General features: G+C 48.4%; 19 protein-coding genes. 16 read left to right on the top strand and 3 right to left on the bottom strand.

What is annotated here, in order from left to right; genetic code table 11:
* Nucleotides 1-87 precede the first annotated feature (87 nt).
* The 10 genes from bioA to GON05_RS12790 all read left to right on the top strand — a co-directional run bounded on the left by bioA (nucleotide 88) and on the right by GON05_RS12790 (nucleotide 9,886).
* On the top strand, nucleotides 88-1,437 hold the full coding sequence (gene bioA, locus GON05_RS12835) for an adenosylmethionine--8-amino-7-oxononanoate transaminase (protein WP_181646385.1): 1,350 nt from the start codon (nucleotides 88-90) through the stop codon (nucleotides 1,435-1,437).
* Nucleotides 1,438-1,445: 8 nt separating this feature from the next.
* Entirely contained in the window at nucleotides 1,446-2,228 is a 783-nt protein-coding gene (gene bioD, locus GON05_RS12830) for a dethiobiotin synthase (RefSeq protein WP_157319514.1), read from the top strand.
* Entirely contained in the window at nucleotides 2,206-3,204 is a 999-nt protein-coding gene (gene bioB / locus GON05_RS12825) for a biotin synthase BioB (RefSeq protein ID WP_157319513.1), read from the top strand. Before bioD ends, bioB begins: the two co-directional genes overlap by 23 nt.
* 13 nt (nucleotides 3,205-3,217) lie before the next feature.
* On the top strand, nucleotides 3,218-4,429 hold the full coding sequence (gene bioF, locus GON05_RS12820) for an 8-amino-7-oxononanoate synthase (RefSeq protein ID WP_246239079.1): 1,212 nt from the start codon (nucleotides 3,218-3,220) through the stop codon (nucleotides 4,427-4,429).
* Nucleotides 4,426-5,178: an alpha/beta fold hydrolase gene (locus tag GON05_RS12815; RefSeq protein WP_246239078.1), complete on the top strand. Its 753-nt coding sequence runs from the start codon at nucleotides 4,426-4,428 to the stop codon at nucleotides 5,176-5,178. The genes bioF and GON05_RS12815 overlap by 4 nt, the downstream gene beginning before the upstream one ends.
* Nucleotides 5,156-6,031, top strand: a complete 876-nt coding sequence (bioC, locus tag GON05_RS12810; protein ID WP_157319512.1) for a malonyl-ACP O-methyltransferase BioC — start codon at nucleotides 5,156-5,158, stop codon at nucleotides 6,029-6,031. Before GON05_RS12815 ends, bioC begins: the two co-directional genes overlap by 23 nt.
* A 79-nt stretch (nucleotides 6,032-6,110) precedes the next feature.
* Nucleotides 6,111-7,418, top strand: coding sequence for a DUF1800 domain-containing protein (locus tag GON05_RS12805; protein ID WP_157319511.1), 1,308 nt, complete (start codon nucleotides 6,111-6,113; stop codon nucleotides 7,416-7,418).
* Between the two features lie 14 nt (nucleotides 7,419-7,432).
* Nucleotides 7,433-8,665: a DUF1501 domain-containing protein gene (locus GON05_RS12800; protein ID WP_157319510.1), complete on the top strand. Its 1,233-nt coding sequence runs from the start codon at nucleotides 7,433-7,435 to the stop codon at nucleotides 8,663-8,665.
* Nucleotides 8,666-8,747: 82 nt separating this feature from the next.
* On the top strand, nucleotides 8,748-9,269 hold the full coding sequence (locus GON05_RS12795; RefSeq protein WP_181646405.1) for a mismatch-specific DNA-glycosylase: 522 nt from the start codon (nucleotides 8,748-8,750) through the stop codon (nucleotides 9,267-9,269).
* The gene (locus GON05_RS12790) at nucleotides 9,266-9,886 is read left to right on the top strand and encodes an NUDIX hydrolase (RefSeq protein WP_157319508.1); all 621 of its coding nucleotides are present in this window, start codon (nucleotides 9,266-9,268) and stop codon (nucleotides 9,884-9,886) included. Before GON05_RS12795 ends, GON05_RS12790 begins: the two co-directional genes overlap by 4 nt.
* Before the next feature lie 47 nt (nucleotides 9,887-9,933).
* Here the strand turns inward: GON05_RS12790 and GON05_RS12785 are convergent, their stop codons facing one another.
* Together GON05_RS12785 and thpR are read right to left on the bottom strand one after the other, a co-directional pair.
* Nucleotides 9,934-10,794: a DUF421 domain-containing protein gene (locus GON05_RS12785; protein ID WP_157319507.1), complete on the bottom strand. Its 861-nt coding sequence runs from the start codon at nucleotides 10,792-10,794 to the stop codon at nucleotides 9,934-9,936.
* Between the two features lie 67 nt (nucleotides 10,795-10,861).
* Nucleotides 10,862-11,470 carry an RNA 2',3'-cyclic phosphodiesterase gene (gene thpR / locus GON05_RS12780; protein WP_157319506.1) on the bottom strand — a complete coding sequence of 203 codons (609 nt, stop codon included), beginning with the start codon at nucleotides 11,468-11,470 and terminating at the stop codon, nucleotides 10,862-10,864.
* A 150-nt stretch (nucleotides 11,471-11,620) separates the two neighbouring features.
* Here thpR and serC point away from each other — a divergent pair, with 150 nt between their 5' ends.
* From serC to nrdF, 4 genes are all read left to right on the top strand, one after another.
* Nucleotides 11,621-12,709: a 3-phosphoserine/phosphohydroxythreonine transaminase gene (serC, locus tag GON05_RS12775; protein WP_127457571.1), complete on the top strand. Its 1,089-nt coding sequence runs from the start codon at nucleotides 11,621-11,623 to the stop codon at nucleotides 12,707-12,709.
* 649 nt (nucleotides 12,710-13,358) lie between these two features.
* The gene (nrdI, locus tag GON05_RS12770; RefSeq protein WP_127457572.1) at nucleotides 13,359-13,718 is read left to right on the top strand and encodes a class Ib ribonucleoside-diphosphate reductase assembly flavoprotein NrdI; all 360 of its coding nucleotides are present in this window, start codon (nucleotides 13,359-13,361) and stop codon (nucleotides 13,716-13,718) included.
* On the top strand, nucleotides 13,705-15,789 hold the full coding sequence (nrdE, locus tag GON05_RS12765; protein ID WP_157319505.1) for a class 1b ribonucleoside-diphosphate reductase subunit alpha: 2,085 nt from the start codon (nucleotides 13,705-13,707) through the stop codon (nucleotides 15,787-15,789). The genes nrdI and nrdE overlap by 14 nt, the downstream gene beginning before the upstream one ends.
* Before the next feature lie 22 nt (nucleotides 15,790-15,811).
* Complete coding sequence (nrdF, locus tag GON05_RS12760; RefSeq protein WP_127457574.1) at nucleotides 15,812-16,798, top strand: class 1b ribonucleoside-diphosphate reductase subunit beta; 987 nt, start codon at nucleotides 15,812-15,814, stop codon at nucleotides 16,796-16,798.
* A gap of 405 nt (nucleotides 16,799-17,203) precedes the next feature.
* Here the strand turns inward: nrdF and GON05_RS12755 are convergent, their stop codons facing one another.
* Nucleotides 17,204-18,220 carry a LacI family DNA-binding transcriptional regulator gene (locus tag GON05_RS12755; RefSeq protein WP_309491834.1) on the bottom strand — a complete coding sequence of 339 codons (1,017 nt, stop codon included), beginning with the start codon at nucleotides 18,218-18,220 and terminating at the stop codon, nucleotides 17,204-17,206.
* 275 nt (nucleotides 18,221-18,495) lie between these two features.
* Here GON05_RS12755 and GON05_RS12750 point away from each other — a divergent pair, with 275 nt between their 5' ends.
* Together GON05_RS12750 and GON05_RS12745 are read left to right on the top strand one after the other, a co-directional pair.
* Nucleotides 18,496-19,311: a helix-turn-helix transcriptional regulator gene (locus GON05_RS12750; protein WP_221435227.1), complete on the top strand. Its 816-nt coding sequence runs from the start codon at nucleotides 18,496-18,498 to the stop codon at nucleotides 19,309-19,311.
* A gap of 43 nt (nucleotides 19,312-19,354) precedes the next feature.
* A complete protein-coding gene (locus GON05_RS12745; protein ID WP_157319502.1) occupies nucleotides 19,355-20,719 on the top strand; it encodes a hypothetical protein in 1,365 nt (454 codons plus the stop codon).
* Nucleotides 20,720-20,794: the final 75 nt, after the last annotated feature.

Below are 20,794 nucleotides of genomic sequence, written 5' to 3'. Positions count from 1 at the left end.
AGTGATCTGCTAAACTGACCACTATCTATTGTTAACCTGAAAAACTAATTTCAGGTTAACAATAAATTCAATTTAGGAGGGAATGCCGTGTCAAAGTCCTACGAACGACTTGCGGCCCTCAACAAGTCGCATGTCTGGCATCCTTTTACACAAATGAAAGACTACAATAACGAGGATCCTCTCATCATTGAGCGTGGAGAGGGCGTTAGACTTTATGATGTCCAAGGACGCGCATATTACGATGGATTTTCATCTGTTTGGCTAAACGTTCATGGACATCATGTACCGGAGCTGAACCAAGCCATTTCGAACCAATTGGAGCTTGTTGCTCATTCAACTTTGCTAGGTATGGCTAATATCCCCGCCATTGAACTGGCGAAGCGGCTTGTAGACATCACGCCACATGGATTAAACAAAGTGTTTTATTCGGATTCTGGAGCAACCGGAGTGGAGATCGCGATTAAAATGGCTTTCCAGTATTGGCATAACAAGGGGCATCGCCATAAAAAATCTTTTATCACAATGGGGCATGCGTACCACGGAGATACCATTGGGGCTGTGAGCGTTGGGGCGATTCCTCTCTATCATGATGTGTTTCGCCCAATGTTGTTCCAGTCGCATATCATCCCTTACCCCTATGCTTATCGGCATGAAGGGGGGGCAGAGGGAGCCAAAGAAGCGACTATCCGTGCTTTGCGAGATCTGCTGGAAACAAAGGCAGATGAGATTGCTGCACTTATCGTGGAGCCAATTGTCCAAGGAGCCAGTGGAATCATCGTGATGCCGGACGGCTGCTTGCGCGAGATGGCTGAGCTTTGCCGTGTGCATGACGTGCTGCTCATCGCGGACGAGGTAGCGACCGGTTTCGGTCGCACGGGGGAGATGTTTGCCTGTGATTTGGAAAACGTAACACCGGATCTGATGGTGGTGGGAAAAGGACTCACAGGCGGCTACTTGCCTGTAGCGGCAACGCTGGCGACGGATGAGGTTTATGGCGCCTTTTATGCGGACTATGAGGAGCAGAAAACCTTTTTCCATGGACACTCTTACACGGGGAACCCCCTAGGTTGTGCGGTAGCTTTAGCCAGCTTAAGGCTTTTTGAGGAGAGAAACATGTTGGAGGGTGTTCGTTCGAAGGCAATTTTCACTGCAAATAAACTAGCGACGCTCAAAGACAGACCGCACGTCGGTGAAATCCGCCAGAAAGGGCTGATGATCGGAATCGAGCTTGTAAGTGATAAAGGTACACGAGAACCGTACGAGTGGGGAGAACGAATTGGCGTGCGAACGAGCCAGAAGGCTAGAGAGCTTGGCATGCTGACGCGGCCGCTCGGCAATGTGATTGTCTTCATTCCGCCATTAGCCAGCACGGAAGCCGAGCTTGGAGAGATGACGGAGATTTTGGCGGCATCCATTATTCAGGTCACGGAAGGATGAGGTGGACGATGGACAAAGACAACGAGGAGCCGATACGGGGACTGTTCGTCACAGGGACGGATACCGGAGTCGGTAAAACGATGGTGACAGCTGCCATTGCAGCGGCGCTTCGTGCGGACGGCTGCCAAGCAGGCGTGTGGAAGCCTGTACAATCAGGCGCGCTTCTGGGCAGCGGTGAAACGGATGCCGAACGGCTGCTGCAGCTGACGGGGATAAATGAGCGGCCGGACAACGTTGCGCCATTCACGTTTGAAGCGCCGCTGGCTCCAATGCTTGCTGCCAGGCAAGCCGGCGTGACTTTGACGATGCAGGAGCTGATCGCCGCGGGCAAACCGCTTATGGAGCGATACGATGCCCTGCTGGTAGAGGGCGCAGGAGGCGTAGCCGTTCCGCTGAACGATGATGCCTTGATGGTGGATTTGATCGCAGAGCTTCAAATACCTGCGCTGATTGTTGCCCGTTCCGGTTTAGGCACAATTAACCATACGATTTTGACAGCAGCTTTTTTACGGCATTATAAAATCCCGATTATAGGCGTCATCTTAAATGATGGGGATGATCCAGACATTCAAAACGATCCGAGCGCTGTCACAAACGCGGAGCTTATCGAGCAGTATAGCGGTCTTCCCGTTCTCGGTCGGTTTCCTTTTTTGCCTGCTGATGAGGTTCATATAGATCTTTTCATACATACAGCCAGGAAGTCCATACAACTTGCGCCAATCAAAAAAGCGCTAAACATTGTGTCCAATGAAGGCTTAGGAGGAAAACATGAACAACCTTTCAACTTGTAAGGAGTGGCCTTTGTTGGCCCAAAAAGCATTAAACGGCGAACGTTTGACGGAAGAAGAAGGGCTGGCTGTACTCGAAGCAAGCGATGATGAGGTGTTGCCGCTGCTGCAAGCCGCTTTTCAAGTAAGAAAACACTATTACGGCAAAAAGGTCAAATTGAACATGATTATTAATGCGAAAAGCGGCCTCTGCCCCGAGGACTGCGGCTATTGCTCACAATCGATTGTTTCTACGGCGCCGGTAAATAAATATACCTTGCTTGATAAAGACACGCTGCTTGCCGGCGCACGTGAAGCTATGACGCGTAAAGCAGGAACCTACTGCATTGTAGCGGCAGGCAAGGGACCGACAGACAAGGAATTGGCGCAAGTCGTGGATGCCGTAAAAGAAATCCGTGAAACGATGCCACTAAAAATTTGCGCTTGTTTAGGCATTTTGAAGGATGAGCAAGCGCAGCGGCTTGCAGAAGCAGGAGTACATCGGTACAACCATAATCTCAATACGAGCAAAGCGAACTACCCGTCGATAACGACGACGCATACGTACGATCAGCGTGTTGAAACGGTGGAAAAAGTAAAAACGTACGGCATGTCCCCCTGCTCCGGCGTCATTATCGGGATGGGCGAAACCAATCAAGAAATTATAGAAATGGCCTATGCGCTGCGTGAACTGGACAGCGATTCGATTCCAATTAATTTCCTCAATGCCATCCCTGGAACGCCATTGGAGCACGCAGGCCGCACTCCGGCGATGAAGGCTTTGAAAGTACTCGCATTATTCCGCTTTATCTGTCCGTCCAAAGAAATTCGTGTAGCAGGAGGCCGTGAAGTGAATCTACGTACGCTGCAGCCAATGTCGCTGTACGCGGCGAATTCGCTATTTGTCGGTGATTATCTAACAACGGCAGGTCAATCGATTGGCGTGGATCACCAAATGATTGAAGATTTGGGTTTTGAGATTGAACTTAACGCTTTGTAAGGTGGTACGAACAATGAATACGGAATCTTCATTGAAATGGATGGAACAGGAACTTGTCTCTCTGGAAGGGGCTTCCTTGAAACGATCTTTGCGGGCAAGTTCAGCGATAGCAGGGCTTCCTGGGCGCATGTTTCGCGGGACAGGGGCGAATAACCTGCCCAACCTGCTCAACTTGTCGGGAAACGACTATCTTGGGCTGTCCCAGCATCCTGCGATGATCGAGGCGATGCGGGAGGTGCTGCTTCAAGAAGGGGTTGGCGCGGGGGCATCCCGCCTTGTGACTGGCAATCGGCCGGCTTATACAGAACTGGAAGAAGCCATTGCCGATTGGCAGAGCTGCGAAGCAGCCCTTGTATTTGCCAATGGGTATATGGCTAATACAGGAGTTATCCGTGCCGTGGTTGGCCGGGATGATGTGGTGTTTAGTGATCAACTGAATCATGCCAGCATTGTTGACGGTATTCTAATGAGCCGTGCAGAGTTGGCGCGTTATCGGCATAACGATATGGAGCATTTGTCAGCGTTATTGCATAAACACCGCGACAGGAAGCGAAAGCTGATCGTGACGGATGCGGTCTTCTCCATGGACGGAGATCAGGCCCGCTTGGAAGATCTGATCCTGCTCAAGCATGAGTATGGAGCGATGTTGATGGTGGACGAAGCGCACAGCGGAGGAATTTATGGAAGACATGGGGAGGGATTATGCCATGTACGTGGGGTCAAGGACGAGGTGGACATCCATATGGGAACGTTCAGCAAAGCCTTCGGAGCCTATGGAGCGTATGTGTGTGGGAGCCGGACGCTCATTGATTTTCTCGTAAACAAGGCGCGAACGCTTATTTATTCAACGGCCATGCCCCCTGCGTTGGTCGCAGGCATTGCTCAAGCTCTAGTGCTGGTGCAGCAGGAACACTGGCGGCGCGAACGGCTGCATACAAATATCCGTTCTTTTCGATCTTATTTGCAAAAGTCCGGCTTTGTCCTCGGGATCGGCGATTCTCCTATCGTGCCGATGATTGTCGGCGATAATGAGAAAGCCTTGCATTTCAGCGCTGCGCTGGAAGAGAAAGGCATCGCTGCGGTGGCGATCCGGCCGCCGACGGTTCAAGAAGGGACGTCGCGTATCCGCTTCTCCTTATCCGCAGCCCATACAGATAAAGAACTGCGGGATGCAGCGGCGTGCATTCGTGAAGTGGGGCTGCAGCTTGGAGTGATGGGACGATGAAGATGACACCAGAGAAGAACGGAACGATTGTATGGTTGCCTGGGTGGAGTATGCCGCCCGAGGTGTTCGATCAGCTCTGTAAGGCGCTGCCTGAATATCATCATGTGTATCTCAATTATAGCGAGGCTGAAACCCATGAAGATTTGTTGACGTACACGGAGGAAATGGTTAGAAGGTGGAAAATATCGGCGCTGCATCTACCACTTTTTATTGGAGGATGGTCGCTTGGCGGATTGCTGGCGCTCCATTTAGCAGCAAAAGGTCTTGCGGACGGTCTCATCTTATTCGCGGCGACGGCACGTTTCATTCGTTCTAGAGACGAGGCCCATCTAGGACAGCCCGATGCTAATGTGAGGCAGATGATGAAAGCTATTGCGCAAAATGCGCTTGCTGTTGAAACCAATTTTCGCCAAATGTTATGGACGGAAACAGAGCGGGAGTCAGGGATCGGCGACAAACTTCCTCCAATAGGCAGTTGGACAGCGCCCGCTCTGCTGACAGGACTTCAAGTTTTGCGTAAGGTGGAAGTCAGCGCTGTACTCTCGGAAATTGTGTGTCCAGTACTTCTGTTCCATGGCAGGGAAGATCGGATATGTCCTTACAAAGGGGCGGAAGAGCTTGCAGCGGGACTGTCTCGCGCCCATTTATTTGCCATTTCTGATTGCGGTCATGTACCGTTTCTGGGAAGGGAAGAAGAGATCGCAGTGGAAATGAGGCGGTGGCGTGATGAACAGCTCCATGGAAATTGAACGTCAATTTAATCGGAGCTCGGCGGGATCCTACGATGAACATGCCAATGTGCAGAAAATGATGGCTGAGCAGCTTGCAGCAGCTCTCAAAGAAAGCGCAAGAGAGAGTACGTCAACGCGAGTAGGCAGCATTCTTGAGATTGGATGTGGCACAGGTATTGTGACGAGCGGGTTAGTTGAAAAATACCCCAAAGCGTCGATCACCGCTCTGGACATTGCACCTGGCATGCTTCAGGCGGCTGAGCAGCGTGTTCGAGGCAGTCAGCCAGCTGTCAGGGACATACGGTTTATCCATGGCGATGTGGAAAAGTGGTCGGCAGCCGCATCGCTGGCTTCCTTCGATCTGATCGTCTCCGGCGCCTGCTTTCAGTGGCTGCAGAATCCGAAACAGACGCTTCAGCACCTTCGGCGTCTTCTTCGCCCGGGAGGCCTGTTGGCGTTTACGACATTCGGGCCGGCAACATTTTATGAGCTGCATGAGTCATTCAGGGAAGTGTACCGACAGTACGGACAGCAACCGCAGCGGCATGGGCTGACTTTTCAATCCGGCGCAGGATGGAGAGATATGCTTGTTGACAGCGGCTTTACGCACACGAACATTCAAGAAGAGCGCTTGCTTCATGTGGAGACGTATCCGACTCCAAAGAATTTTTTGCATACAGTTAAAGCAATGGGAGCCAGCACATCAGAAGCAGCGGTGACACCGGGCATCGGCAGACGGCGTTTGTTCGTCGATATGTACAAAACGTATGAGACGAAGTTTAGCGTATTAGGAGGCGTTTCGGCTACCTATGAGCTTTTGATGATGCAAGCGAGGGTTCCTTATAAAGATAGAGATTCAGACAAGTTCTGAGTCTCTATCTTTTTTGTTCCTACATACTTTTGACACATTTATGTGCTAAGGTATGGAAAATTAGGCGGGGAGGGAAATCATGGGAGTAACTTGGACGAACGCAGAAGCTGTTCATTTATTGCTTCGGGCCGGATTTGGAGGGGGAGAGAGTGAAGTTAACGCTTGTGTGGCGCTGGGGCGCGAGGAGACGGTGCGACGGCTTATCGCAGGAGAAGCATTGACCGAAACGGCGGCGCTGACACCTTTTGATCAATTAAGCGCAGACAGCAAAAAAGCTCTGGATCCGTTACAGCTTGGCGATCAGCAAATGTACTGGTTATACCGGATGGTGAATTCCAGCGCGCCGTTGATTGAGAAGATGACGTTGTTTTGGCATGGACATTTTGCAACAGCAAATTACAAAGTTAAGAATGTCACATTGATGGTTCAGCAAAATGAGCTGTTCCGGAAGTATGCATTAGGCAATTATAAGGAGCTAGTACTTGCTATCGGCAAAGATCCGGCAATGATGATCTGGCTTGATGTGAATCGCAATAAGAAAAACAAACCGAATGAAAACTACGCGCGTGAAGTGATGGAGCTTTTTACACTAGGAATTGGTCAATATACCGAAACGGATGTGAAGGAAGCGGCAAGGGCTTTCACAGGCTGGACCTATAATGAAAAGGAGAACAAAGTGGCGTTTAATCCCAAACAGCATGACAATGATTCGAAAACGCTGCTCGGTGAGAAGGGGAATCTCGACGGCGATAGCGCTATTGACATTATTTTTCATCAAAAGTCGTTATCTACCTTTCTGGCCTTGAAATTGCTCAAATACTTCGCCACAGACAATCCATCAGACAGCTGGGTACAGCAAGTGGCAAAGCTGATCACTGAGAAGGTGACGATTGGCGAAGTGCTTCACGAGCTGTTCATGTCGGATGACTTCTATAACCCTGATTTGCGGTTATCCCTTATTAAAACACCGGCTGATTATGTTGCTGGCATTCTCAGAACCATGCAGCTGCATGTGGCCAAAGGGCATGTGCAAGCGATGAGGAAGATGGGGCAGGAACTGTTTTCGCCGCCGGACGTTGCAGGCTGGAGAGGCGGCGTATCATGGCTGAACACCAATTTGCTGCTCGCGAGGTATCAATTCGCTGAGTCCATTGCCATGCAAATGAACAAAAAGCTGGCGGACACGTCGCCGAAGCAGGCGGAACGGCCGGAGGAATGGGTGAAGTTGTGGAGTCAGCGTCTTGGAATCACTCAACTGTCTGATAAGACGATGCAAGGTTTAAGCGCTTATGTGGAAGATACCATTTTACATACAAAGCAGAAAAATGCCGGTTTACGAGGCTTGGTGCAACTCCTTTTGATTAGTCCGGAAGCGCAAATGAAATAATGGGGGTGAAGGGCATGAAAATGACAAGAAGGGAATTTCTGCTGAAAGGGACCGCAATGTTTGCTACTTTAAGCTTAGGCGGCATCTTGTTCACGGAAACGGGCAGATCGATCTTCGCCGGGGGAGCCAGTGACGATGTCGACGAGCCGGTGCTGGTTGTTGTGCAGCTTAGCGGGGGCAATGACGGCATTAATACGCTGATTCCCTATGGGCAAGGCGTCTATTATGATTCGAGGCCGACACTAGCGTATCAGCAAAAGGATGTGCTTGCCCTTGATTCTCAAGTGGGCTTGCATCCTAGTCTGGCAGGGCTCGCTGCCCTTTTCAAAAATGGGAATATGGCGATCATTCAAGGCGTCGGTTACCCGGAGCCGAATCATTCCCATTTCCGTTCTATGGAAATTTGGCAGACCGCAGAGCCTGCCCAAATTAGCCGGAGCGGCTGGTTAGCCCGCTATGCAGAGTCTTCGCTGCGCGATAATGCGAACCCGCTTAAAGCGGTTCAGATCGGTGCGGCGGGCAGCAAAGCTTTTGCCTCGGAGAAGATGAGCTTTCCCGTCATTCAATCGCTGGAATCGTATCATGTGATCGATCCCAAAACGCCGATGATGGATAAGAATCGGATAACCAAAGCTTTTTTGGACATGTATAGTGATCAGAGCCAGATGGAACAGCTGCGGGTCGTTTCGGGGCGCGGGTATGAAGCTTATAAAAGCGTTGAAGCCATACAATCTTTAACAGCCTCTTATACGGACAAAGTTGAGTATCCCAAAACGAATTTTGCCAGTGGTCTCCAACTCGTTGCCAAGCTGCTGGCGGGAAAGTCGGGAACGCGCGTATTCAATGTCCAAGTTGGCGGTTTCGATGATCATGCCGATGAGAAGGAGCAGCATGCAAGGGTTTTGACACAGGTCGATCAGGGTCTGACGGCTTTCTATAAGGATTTGGAAGCGCAGGGATTGCAGGATCGGGTTGCGATTATGATGTTTTCCGAATTTGGGCGTCGTGTGAAGGAAAATGGGAGCGGCGGCACGGATCACGGCACGGCAGCACCGATGTTTGTGATTGGCGGGAAAGTGAAAGGCGGTCTCTATGGCGCTTACCCGAGTTTAAGCAATTTGGATAACGGGGATTTGAAATATGAGGTTGATTTCCGCTCTGTGTACAGTACGCTGGTGGATCGGTGGTTAAAAGGTGATGCTTCGACTGTTCTTGGGAAACCTTATGAATCGTTGAAGTTTATATAGGGAAAGTGGTAACCTGATTAAAGGAGTAAAAATATTTAAATATGTGATACAAGCATGGAAGGAGGGCTGAAGGATGGTGGATATAAAACCGATCTCGGATCATCTGAAAGAGCATTTGTCTATCCTTTTTGTGGGATATAACCCTAGTATTCGATCGGGAGAAACCGGCCATCACTATGCGAATCCGAACAATCGCTTTTATCGCATATTGTTTCAAGCAGGATTAACGCCACGGCTCTATAAGCCGCAAGAAGATCAAGACCTGCTTGAACTTGGCTACGGGTTTACGAATATCGTGGCGAGACCCTCACTAACGGCAGCTGAAATAACGCCTGAGGAGTACCGACAAGGCCGAATTATTCTCAGAGAGAAGATTCAAAACATGCAGCCAAGGGTTGTATGTTTTGTAGGCAAAGGGGTTTACGAGCAGTATAGCGGACACAGAGGGATGGCTTGGGGCAGCCAGCCAGATCCCATCGTACCAGGCGTAGTAGAGTACGTATGTCCCTCTTCCAGCGGGCTCGTTCGCATGAAATTGGAAGAAATGGTCGCTATCTATACCGGAATTAAAACATTTATCGGGATGGAGTTGGGTAAGGGATGAATATTCCATGGCTGCAATGGGCTAAAGAAATTCAAGCGATTAGTCAAGCCGGGCTTGCCTACGGTGAGAACGGCTATGATTTGGAGCGCTACGAGGCGCTGCGCAAGATCAGTGTGGAGATGATGAGCCACTTCACGGACACTCCGATTGACAAAGTGACGGAATTATTCGCCAGCGATACGGGGTATCAGACGCCGAAGGTTGATATTCGAGCGGTTGTCCTAAAGGAGAACAAAGTGCTCCTTGTGAAGGAAAGAGCCGACGGTGCATGGGCTCTGCCGGGTGGTTGGGCGGATATTGGCTACACACCGAGCGAAGTTGCAGTCAAAGAGACACGCGAGGAAGCTGGTTACCAAGTCAAGCCTGTGCGTTTGCTGGCGGTTCTGGACAAGAAGTGCCACGCACACCCGCCTGCCCCCAACTATGTCTACAAAATATTTATCTTATGCGAATTGGTTGGCGGTGAGGCGCTAGAAGTCAGCTTGGAAACGACCGAAGTCGGCTTTTTCGGCGAACATGAGCTGCCGCCTCTCTCGATCGAGCGGAATACGGTCGAGCAGGTCAAACGGATGATAGAGCTTGCAGGCGGCCCGGCCTCACAGGTGCTGCTGGATTAAAACAAGAAGGCTCCCCAGTCGTATAGCCACGGCGGGGAGCTTTCTGATTATCGCGTCAATATAGGCTTAAGTTGATCGAGAATATCCTCCATTTGCTTGGAGCATTGCTCGTACATCGCTTTGGCTTGTTTATTGTTGGTTGTCAGTCCGTACAGCATGAGGTCTGCTTCGCACTGTTTCAGAGTCGCGAAGAGAGTAGCTTTTTCCTGCGGTATGGGAACATTGATCTTATCGTCAAATAAGTCAAGATACAGCTCGCCGTAAGAGTCGACTTGCCCTAGAAATACATTTTCGACGGTTACCCCGACCTTGTCCAACTCCGTTTTCAGCCATCCCCGGTTAAATGAAAGGGTTGCTAATGCTTCATCTAATATCTCACCGTCCATAATGACGGCTTGCGGCTCTTTCTCCGGTGCAACCTTGATGCCCAAATGCTTTGCAGTGAGCGGCAAATTCTCCCGATGCAGCAATACGTTAATTTCACCGCTTGGCTCCATGATTGCAAATTCAACATCCGCTACTTTGAAAACCGAACGCTTGCGCAGTTGTTCCATAAGTTCATCCGTGGTGAGCCGCTCTTTTTTTAAATTATCTTCTAAAACCTTCCCGTCCCTAACGAGTACAGTGGCTTTGCTGTCAATAAAATCGCGCATTTTTTTGCTTTTAAGCTGTAATAGTTCAATGCCTAGCGAACACGCGATCCAAACGGTTAACGAGATCAGGCCGAGGTACCATTTCGAATCGATATCCAAGGATATCGCTCCAGCCAGATTTCCGATGGTAATACCCGTGATGTACTCGAACAGAGATAATTGGGACACTTGTCTTTTGCCAAGAATCTTGGTCATGATGAACAATACGATTACGGCTAAAAGGGTGCGTACGATGACTTCATAAGCATCGGGCATGTGATTTCCTCCTTACATGTTAGAAACAGTAGGCAAGTTTATACATTATTTGTGAAAATAATGGAAGTTATACGCCGGGGCCCAAAGGAAAAACGCCCAGCGGCTCATACGAAGGCTGCCGGCCCAAGTGGCTGCGGTAGAGGACGATGTCCTCTACCCGCCACGTGGGCAGCGAAGGCGCGCCTGCCAAGGAGGCGCGCGAGAACGGTTCCGCCGCCAGCCGGTAGCGGCGGGCTAGCGTGAGATGCGGCCGGTAGGCGCGAGCCTCGGCCGGAAAGCCTTGGCGGGCGCAGGCGCCTGCGACCTCGCGCTGCAGCGCAGCCAGCGCTTCCAGGTCGCCGGCGACGCCCGCCCACAGCACCGACGGCGCTGCCGGAGGTCCGAACACGCCGAGCCCGTCGGCGTGCAGGGTCAGCGGCAGCGCAGCTGCTGCAAGCTGGCGCAGGTCGTGCGCCAGCGCCTGAGCTTTCTCGGCGGATGCGTCGCCGAGAAAGCTTAACGTGACGTGGACGTCCTGCGGATGCGTCCACTTCTGGAAAGCCAGCCGCTCCTTGAGGGCGGCGGCCACGAGAGCCAGCTCCCGCTGCGCTTCTTGCGGGAGCTGGATGCCGACAAAAAGCCGGTACGTGTCGGACGGTGTTGAAAGCGCTTTTGTCGAATGAGCGGAGGGATGCATGTGAGTGTGGGCTCCTTTTTGGATTTTTATGTCGTGTAGCCTGGTTCCGGTTTCCTGCTTCAACTAGCATTGCCAACTAAGGTTTTACTTGATGCATGAGGAGAATATTGCTATCATAGCCATAATACAAAAGCAAAGGTGTGGTCATTCATGGGAAATCGGGCCTATAACTTTAACGCAGGGCCTGCGGCATTACCGCTCGAAGTTTTGCAGAAAGCGCAAGAGGAACTTGTCGAATTTAAGGGTATCGGCATGTCGATCATGGAAATTTCGCATCGCAGCGCGGAGTACGAGCAAGTACATACGGAAACGCAGCAATTATTGAAGCAAATTTTTGCTATTCCTGACGGTTATCAAGTACAGTTCTTACAAGGCGGAGCAAGTACGCAGTTCGCTATGATTCCTATGAATTTCTTGAAGCCAGGCAAAGTGGGCAGCTATGTGCTGACCGGTGCTTGGGCTGAGAAAGCGGTACAAGAAGCAAACCTTTTCGGAGAAGTAGCGATTGCTGCCAGCTCCAAAGAGAACAAATTCATGAAAATTCCGGATCTCAGTGAAATCAACATTCATCCGGATTCCGCTTACCTCCACTTGACTTCCAATGAAACGATCGAAGGCGCTCAGTTCCAAAGCTACCCGGACACAGGCAATGTGCCGCTTATCGGGGATATGTCCAGCGATATCCTGAGCCGTCCGGTTGATGTATCGAAATTCGGCATGATTTATGCCGGCGCCCAAAAAAATCTAGGTCCATCCGGCGTGACGGTTGTCATCGTCAAAGAAGATCTTCTGCAGGACCTGCCGAAAACAATCCCGACCATGCTTCGTTATGACATTCACGGCAAAAACAATTCCCTCTACAATACGCCTCCGGTGTATTCCATCTACATGGTGAACCTTGTGTTGAAATGGATTCAGGAACAAGGCGGATTAGCTGTTATCGAGAAAAACAATTTGGAGAAATCAGGCTTGATCTACAGCGCAATTGATCAAAGCGGCGGTTTCTACCGTGGTCCTGTCGATAAAGGCAGCCGTTCGGCCATGAACATTACGTTCCGTTTGCAGGATGAAGAGCTGGAGAAGAAATTCATCAAGGAAACCGAGCAGAACGGATTTGTCGGGTTGAAAGGCCATCGCAGTGTAGGCGGCTTGAGAGCATCTACTTACAATGCGGTTCCTTACGCTTCCTGCAAAGCGCTCGCAGATTTCATGATTGATTTCCAAAAACGCAACGGCTAGTAACGGACGAAATTATGTGCTAAATCAATGAGCTAAATCAATGAGCTATTCATGGCACCCTCATGTGCGCGTGGATAGCTTTTTTATGTCTCAGGATAGAAGGGTCGGATTGTTGTTTACAATGTCTTAAGATGGCCTCTGAGACGGTTTGAGAGGCTTTTTTTGAGAGGGGGACGGAACTAGATCTAGTAGGGGAAAAGAAGAGATTCCAAGCGAAGTTCCTTTCGACAAATGTGAAAATTTCAAGTCTAAAATGAAAATATTTTTTCAAATCCTCTCGAGCCACGCCCCGTCTGGGTTTGCCTATTTTGGGCTCGGAAATGTGTCATAATACACGTTGACAAACACAATATATTGATATAAATTTGAATCTATCAACTAGATGTCGTGGGAAAAAGCGAATTCGGCAACTCCTGAATTCGCAGCGGAAATACCGCGTAATACCGGGAAAATACCCGATTTAGCGCTATTTTCAGCCGTTTTCCTGCTTGCGGAAATTCGCTTATTTTGTCGAGGAGACAGAGGACAATACTAGATATGGATGGACGGTAAGATTTATATTACTAACTACATATAGGTTATCTACATAAGACAGACACAAGAACGAGAATGCTTGAACCAATGATAGAGATGTTAGGAGACGGAGCCCATGCTGATTGCTTACGATTCGAAAACGGGGAATGTTCGCCGATTTATTAACAAACTTCAAATGCCGGCGATCCAAATCGAGGAAGCGTTGAAAGTGGACGAGCCTTTCGTGCTCGTTACCTACACAACTGGATTTGGCCAAGTTCCTGAGAAGGTAAGTTCCTTCCTGGAAACGAATGCCTCCAATTTGATCGGAGTAGCAGCAAGCGGCAACCGCAACTGGGGAGACGGGTTTGCCAAAAGCGCAGACACCATTTCACAGCTTTATGATGTGCCTGTGTTAACGAAGTTTGAGTTATCCGGCACCAAAAATGATGTAGAACGATTTGTTCAGGGGGTACATGCAATTGCGGCACATTGAGCTGAATAATTTATTAATGCAACGCGGAGCGGATGGTTTTTTTCAACTAGAGAAGGATAAAGAAGCTGTTGAAGTTTTTATGCAGGATGTTCACAGTAAAAGCCTCACTTTCCCCGATACTTCTTCAAAGGTTCGTTATATGATTGATAACAACTATTATGAGAATGTCTATGAGTACTACACAACAGAAGAAGTAAATCAAGTGTATCAAGTGGCCCACGATCATCAGTTCGAGTTCGCCTCCTATATGGCAGCTTCGAAATTCTATACAGATTACGCTTTGCGCAGTGACGATAAATCCTTATACCTGGAGCATTTCCCGGATCGCGTTGCGATTGTAGCGCTTTACTTGGGACGCGGTAACGTTGAGACTGCGAGTACGCTTGCTGTATCGATGATGGAGCAGCGTTTGCAGCCGGCGACGCCGACATTCCTGAACGCAGGGAAAAGCCGCCGTGGCGAGATGGTTTCCTGCTTCCTTCTGGAGATGGACGACTCTCTCAACTCGATTAACTACGTGCTGGCGACATGCATGCAGCTGTCCAAAATTGGCGGCGGCGTAGCCGTTAACTTGTCCAAACTTCGCGGGCGCGGTGAGTCTATCAAAGGCGTAGAACGCGCAGCCAAAGGGATTATGCCTGTTCTTAAGCTAATGGAGGATGCGTTCTCCTACGCGGATCAAATGGGGCAGCGCAAAGGCTCCGGAGCGGCTTATTATAACATTTTCGGCTGGGATCTTATGGAGTTCCTGGATAGCAAGAAAATTAATGCAGATGAGAAATCGCGTCTGAAAACACTTTCCATCGGTCTTATCGTACCGAATAAGTTTTACAAACTGGCGGAAGAGAACAAACCTCTTCATGTTTTTGCGCCTTATACGGTGTGGCAAGCTTATGGCAAGCATCTGGATGATCTGGATATTGATGAAATGTATGATGAGCTGTTAGCGAACCCGAAAGTGAAGAAAAAAGTCGTGATGAGCGCGCGTGACATGCTGATCAAAATTGCGACAACGCAACTGGAATCCGGTTATCCTTATATGATGAATCGTACGAATGCGAACAAGGATCATGCCCTGAAAGGTATCGGAACGATCAAAATGTCCAATCTCTGCACAGAGATTTTCCAATTGCAAGAAACATCGGAAATCAATGATTACGGTCAAGATGATGTGATTCTGCGTGATATCAGCTGTAACTTGGCTTCTATGAACATTGCGAATGTGATGGGGCACAAGAAATTGCGTGAAACCGTTCATGAAGGTATGACGGCTCTGACAGCGGTCAGTGACATGACGACGATCAGCAATGCGCCAGGCGTGGCTAAAGCGAATCGTGAGCTGCACTCGGTTGGTCTGGGAGTTATGAATCTGCACGGCTATCTATCCAAAAACAAAATTAGCTATGAGAGCGAAGAAGCGAAGGATTTCGTCCGCACGTTCTTCATGGCGATGAACTACTATTCGATTGAAAAAAGTATGGAAATTGCCAAAGCAAAAGGGCAGGTCTTCGAGGGCTTTGAGCTGTCTGAATATGCGAACGGCGCTTATTTTAACCGTTACACAGAGACCGATTACCGTCCGGTTACGGATAAAGTGAAGGAACTGTTTGGAGGTATGGAGATACCATCACGGGACGATTGGAGCAAACTGAAAGAAGAAGTCCAGAAGCACGGATTGTATCATGCTTATCGTTTGGCTGTTGCGCCAACACAAAGTATTTCATATATCCAAAACTCCACTTCGAGCGTTATGCCGATTGTAGAACCGATCGAGACTCGTACATATGCGAACTCAACGACATACTACCCGATGCCATTCATGGCTCGTGACAATTATTTTTACTATAAGTCCGCGTATCAAATGGATCAATTCAAAATTCTCGATCTGATTGCGGAAATTCAAACGCATGTGGATCAAGGCATTTCAACTATTTTGCACGTAAATAGTGATGTATCTACGAGACAACTTGCTAGATTGTATCTGTATGCGGCACACAAAGGACTTAAATCGCTCTACTACACGCGAACGAATCAGCTATCCGTTGAGGAATGTGTCAGCTGTTCGGTGTAATTGGGAAGGGGATTGAACATAGATGAGCACGGCAACTACCATTAATCAGCCAATCGTCAAAAAAGCGGTGAACTGGAACCGGCCGGATGATGATTTCACGATAACATTCTGGAATCAGAACATTATGCAGTTCTGGACGGACGAGGAAATTCCATTGTCTGACGATAAAATGTCCTGGATCACGCTGAGCGGGGCTGAGCGTGAGCTCTACATGAAGGTGCTGGGCGGCCTCACGCTGCTTGATACGATGCAAGGCGGTGTTGGCATGCCGAAGATTCTTGAGCATGTTGACGGGCTGCAGCGCAAAGCGGTGCTCAGCTTCATGGGCATGATGGAGCAAATTCATGCGAAGTCGTACAGCTCTATTTTCACGACACTGTCGACTACGGAAGAGATCAATGAATTATTTGCATGGGTAGAGCAGAATCCTTATCTGCAGTTCAAAGCGAATAAAATTTCCCATTATTATGAGAATATTACGACGACCAAAGAGCTGTACTTAGCGATGGCATCGTCGGTTTTGCTGGAGAGTTACTTGTTCTACAGCGGCTTCTATTACCCGCTTTATTTGGCCGGACAGGGTAAAATGACAAGCAGTGGGGAAATCATTGATTTGATTTTACGCGATGAGAGTATTCACGGTCTGTACATTGGTGTATTGGCTCAGGAAGTTTACGCAGAGCTTAGCCCTGCTGAGCAAGATGAGGCTTACGAGACGTTGTCTGCGCTGCTGAAGGAGCTTCATGCGAACGAGGAAGGCTATACGGAAAGCCTGTATGGGCCTCTGGGGCTAGCGGATGATGTGAAAGCATTCCTGCGTTACAACGCGAACAAAGCGTTCATGAACTTAGGGGTAGAGCCGTTGTTCCCGGAAGAGGATATCAACCCGATTGTTCTGAACGGACTTAGCACGAAGACGAAACAGCATGACTTTTTCTCGAAAAAAGGGAACGGGTATGTGCGTACGATTCACGTTGAAGCTTTGACGGATGATGATTTTGTTTTTTAAGGTTTTGATAAAAAGGTGCCTTTGGGTGCCTTTTTTTTGGGCTTATAGAAGGTTGGAGTGGTTGAGGAGTTACCCTTTGGCGGTATGGTACGGTGGAACATAAGGGAATGACGAGACGCAATTCTAGCGGAAAGTGACTTCAAAGCGAACTGGAGGGAACTATGGTACGTTATTTTGGCTATTTCTAGGGGAATTCTGCTTATTTCATGGAAAAAAGACCCTGTGGTTCCTCTACTTCCATGGCATGCCGGATATTTGCCAAAATAGTGCCCTGTAGTTCCCTCCGAGGATATGTTGCCTTATAAGGTTCATTATTTGCGACGTGCAAGCCGTTTAAAGTAAGAAGAGTACCGTGAACTTGCCACGTTGCACCGCGGGAGTTGCAACTTGTACAGTGACCAAGTGTCACTCTTGCCGTAATCGGGCAGTGCTGTCACGGATGACTAATTCCGGTTTCTTAGGCATCTCAAAAGACGGTGTCTTGCCTTCAATCCGCTGCAGCAGAAGATCTACAAGCTTGGAGCTGGTCCAGGATATATCGTAGCCGACATTTGTTAAATTGGGACGCAGCGTGCGAAAAAACTCGGAAGGCCCGAAGCCAATAATAGATACATCCTGTGGCACTCTGTACCCCTGATCAGCGAAATAGTTCAAGGCAGCGACCGTCGTAATCTCATTCGAGATCAGGAGTGCTGAAGGTTTTTGCGTCTGAAATAACTGGTAGATTGCATTATAGCTTTGATCCATTTGTCCAATAATAGGGACGATCATTTCTTCTTTGAACGGTACACCATACTGGGCCAAGGCTTTCTTAAAGCCATTTATTCTTTCGACATTGAAGGATAACATACTGCCTTTGACACTTCCAACCAACATACGAATATCCGTATGGTTCAAATCGAGCAGATATTTAGCTGCGATATACCCGCCTTCAAAGTCGTCCGAGGATACGTAGTAACGGTCTTGAGGGTTGTCAGAGTATTTCATATTGAAGACGTAAGGGATCTCAGCTTCGTCTAGCAAGGAAGTCAACGTATCATTTTGAGAGGGGCTGAAAATAATAAAGCCGTCCGCGAGTTGATTTTTGATTACCTCAAAATAGGAATAAGCGTCCCCTTCAGCGGAAGTGATGATTAAAATGTTGTAACCTTCTTTGTGGGCCTTCTCGGTCAAGCCCTTAAATTGTGCTTGAAATCCGGCATTGGACATGACTTCGCTAATATGAGCCTGGCTAATTACTAGTCCAAGAATATAGCTTTTGCCGGACTTGAAGATGCGAGCTGTCTTGTTTGGAATGTAGCCGAGACTTTCGATGACCTCTAGAACCTTTTGCCTTGTTCGGGGTTTCACGAGGTCAGAATCATTTAATACTCTAGAGACGGTAGAAGCAGTGACATTCGCCTTCAAGGCGACGTCACGGATAGTAGGCTTTTTGATGGAGACTCTCTCCTTTGGAAAGCGTGGAATGAAATAATGATAACGATGCCATTATATCATTTTATCTGAAAAAATTACAGTAAATTGTTCAATAAAAACGTGGGAATTCAGGTTGACATCCTTTGAAAGCGGGTCTAATATAATGTTGTAAGTGCTTTCAGTTCTTTGTAAAGTAAAATGGCAACGGTACCATTTCTTATGTAAATTTCAATAAAGAGAGGGGTATGACCTTGCATAATTCGTTGCAAATTTCCAAGAAGATGACGCGTACATATCATTTTTTAAACAAAGGAACCACTTTTTACAATTTGAATTATGTTGCACGTATGCCAACGACGGCTTCGAGGAATGGGGAAAGCCTCCCATTTGATGATCGGAATACACATAAGAGTTATGAGTACGCAACACTTTTTGAGCTAGAAGAAAGGCTCTGCAGTACGATTATGCGGAGCACAGTCAAGAAGCTGCAAAGTACGCTGGACTACATTAAGCTGTGCATGGATGCTATTCAGCCTGAAGATACGAGCGCAGCGAGGCGTGTGTATCTCCACTTGACGCACGCCATTATTCGAACGGTATATAAAGCTGGCTTTACACTCAGAGACATGATGGAATGTGATATTGACCCATGTGCCAGCGTGGAGCAGTTTGCAACCAAGCAAGAGATTCACCGCTATTTGGAAGAGATTTGCCTGCATATATGTAAGCATATGCTTGCATTGCGTGTGGACAAAAACCAACGTATTGTGTGGGAAATCAAGTCCTACATCGATGAACACTTTAACCAGGACTTTGGACTTGAGCATGTATCTGAGTTAATGAAGTGCTCCTCTACCTATATTAATCGTTTATTGAAGCAGTACACAGGAAGCACTTTTTATAACTTATTGACTGCAAGGCGCATCGTAAGCTCCAAGCAATTGCTTTCCTTGAATGATTGGACGGTTTGTCAAATCAGTAATAAAGTTGGCTACAATAATGTGCACAGTTTTATACGTGCCTTTAAGCGAAGCGAAGGCATCACACCCGGGCAATATCGCGACTTGCTTCTCTATAACGCCTTGGAGCTTGAGTAAAAATGGCAACGGTACCATTCTTATTTTTGATAAGGGGGCAACTATGGAAAGAGTCAGAAATAACAATCTGGGCTTAATTCCTTTAGCAGGTATTTGCAGCTATGAACAAGCCTGCAATGTCGGTTATGACATTGACCGTTCGGTGAGTTTATTGAAAAGGTATGTGTACGTAGAAACTCAACTGACGAATATTTTCGCCGCACATATTGCCCATGTGCCTGAATGGGAAGTGAAGTGTGCCTCGGGCTTGCATATGTGGCTCGATGCCGAGCATAGTGCTATGCTTCGTAAGCGAATTACGGAGATGCGCGAACCTCCGCATGATTTGGACAAAACACCAGACGCAGGAATTGAATTGTTTTTCCTAGAGTTGATTCGGTCGCAAACGACCCTGGAGCTTATGGTTGGTATTTATAGCGTAGCCAAGAAGGAACTTATTCGATGTTTAAACAAGTATTTGGTAGAAACCAATCCGTTAGTGGATCATCCTACGTGTCGAGTGCTCAAAATCATCCTAGTGGAAGAAGAAGAGATGCAGCTATGGGGGGAGCAGGCGATACAAGCGTTGATGATAACAGAGGAGGATCGAATAGCGGCACAACAATGGCAAGATCATTTGCAATGTTGTTTGCAAGCGGCAGGAGGCTTCTCAGGTGATTTGGAAAAATCAGCGAATTGGACGCCTGTCGCTCCTCGTACCCAGGATGGCAAACCTTATGACATGAAAGCTGAACCACGCCGGGATGCCCGATTTGCCGATGCGTATAACTCATCAGCAAAAATAGACGAATACTATCTGGAGGAGACACGCCCTTCAGACGAGAGAACATATGCCTTGATCTATAAAAGGTTGAAGGAAATGACGGTGCCAGAGTGGATGGGGCCAATTATTTACAAGACGAAGGGGAAACCGTGGGACTATTATGTGGATATGAGCAGACAACTGTGGGATGAGGCCCGTCATTCCATGCTCGGTGAGGTTGGTTTGTATCAAGACGGTGTTGAATTTTATAAATACCCCATTGACTTTAGAACAAGCTTAACGTTGAACGCGAAGTTCGAACCGTTGGAAGCGCACATCATTCTGTGGTATTTCGAACAAAGGCAAATGCCCAAAAAGACAGGGAAACGGCTAGAGTGGGAGATTGCCAAATCGTCGTACAACGAGCTTGCTATCACGTTTCAGGATTACGATTGGGCTGATGAGGTGCTTCACACGCAAATCGGCAGAAAATGGCTTGTACCGGAGGTCGGCGGCTTGGAGGAGCTGAAGAAGAAAGCGGAGGAGTTATTGCCCCGAATTGTGGAAGAGAGGGCTAAGTTGGATGAACGATCGGATCAAAAGCAATGGTGGCCTGAGTTTCTAGCCGAAATGCGAGCTGGTCGGGACCGGATTCTCGACAGGTAGGTGAACATGCGATACATGAAAAATGAAAACTCCGTATTGAGCAGCAGGTCTAGGAGACCAGCCCTTACTCGTACG

This window comes from Paenibacillus anseongensis (assembly GCF_009757995.1).
Lineage (GTDB): Bacteria > Bacillota > Bacilli > Paenibacillales > NBRC-103111 > Paenibacillus_E > Paenibacillus_E chondroitinus.
This window is presented reverse-complemented; position numbering and strand designations above follow the sequence as displayed.

Coding starts and splice junctions, on each gene's coding strand:
- GON05_RS12785 (WP_157319507.1), bottom strand. CDS start 10,794: ATGCCCGATGCTTATGAAGTCATCGTACGCACCCTTTTAGCCGTAATC.
- GON05_RS12790 (WP_157319508.1), top strand. CDS start 9,266: ATGAATATTCCATGGCTGCAATGGGCTAAAGAAATTCAAGCGATTAGT.
- GON05_RS12745 (WP_157319502.1), top strand. CDS start 19,355: ATGGAAAGAGTCAGAAATAACAATCTGGGCTTAATTCCTTTAGCAGGT.
- GON05_RS12750 (WP_221435227.1), top strand. CDS start 18,496: ATGACGCGTACATATCATTTTTTAAACAAAGGAACCACTTTTTACAAT.
- nrdF (WP_127457574.1), top strand. CDS start 15,812: ATGAGCACGGCAACTACCATTAATCAGCCAATCGTCAAAAAAGCGGTG.
- bioC (WP_157319512.1), top strand. CDS start 5,156: ATGAACAGCTCCATGGAAATTGAACGTCAATTTAATCGGAGCTCGGCG.
- thpR (WP_157319506.1), bottom strand. CDS start 11,470: ATGCATCCCTCCGCTCATTCGACAAAAGCGCTTTCAACACCGTCCGAC.
- bioB (WP_157319513.1), top strand. CDS start 2,206: ATGAACAACCTTTCAACTTGTAAGGAGTGGCCTTTGTTGGCCCAAAAA.
- GON05_RS12815 (WP_246239078.1), top strand. CDS start 4,426: ATGAAGATGACACCAGAGAAGAACGGAACGATTGTATGGTTGCCTGGG.
- nrdI (WP_127457572.1), top strand. CDS start 13,359: ATGCTGATTGCTTACGATTCGAAAACGGGGAATGTTCGCCGATTTATT.
- GON05_RS12805 (WP_157319511.1), top strand. CDS start 6,111: ATGGGAGTAACTTGGACGAACGCAGAAGCTGTTCATTTATTGCTTCGG.
- bioF (WP_246239079.1), top strand. CDS start 3,218: ATGAATACGGAATCTTCATTGAAATGGATGGAACAGGAACTTGTCTCT.
- bioD (WP_157319514.1), top strand. CDS start 1,446: ATGGACAAAGACAACGAGGAGCCGATACGGGGACTGTTCGTCACAGGG.
- serC (WP_127457571.1), top strand. CDS start 11,621: ATGGGAAATCGGGCCTATAACTTTAACGCAGGGCCTGCGGCATTACCG.
- GON05_RS12800 (WP_157319510.1), top strand. CDS start 7,433: ATGAAAATGACAAGAAGGGAATTTCTGCTGAAAGGGACCGCAATGTTT.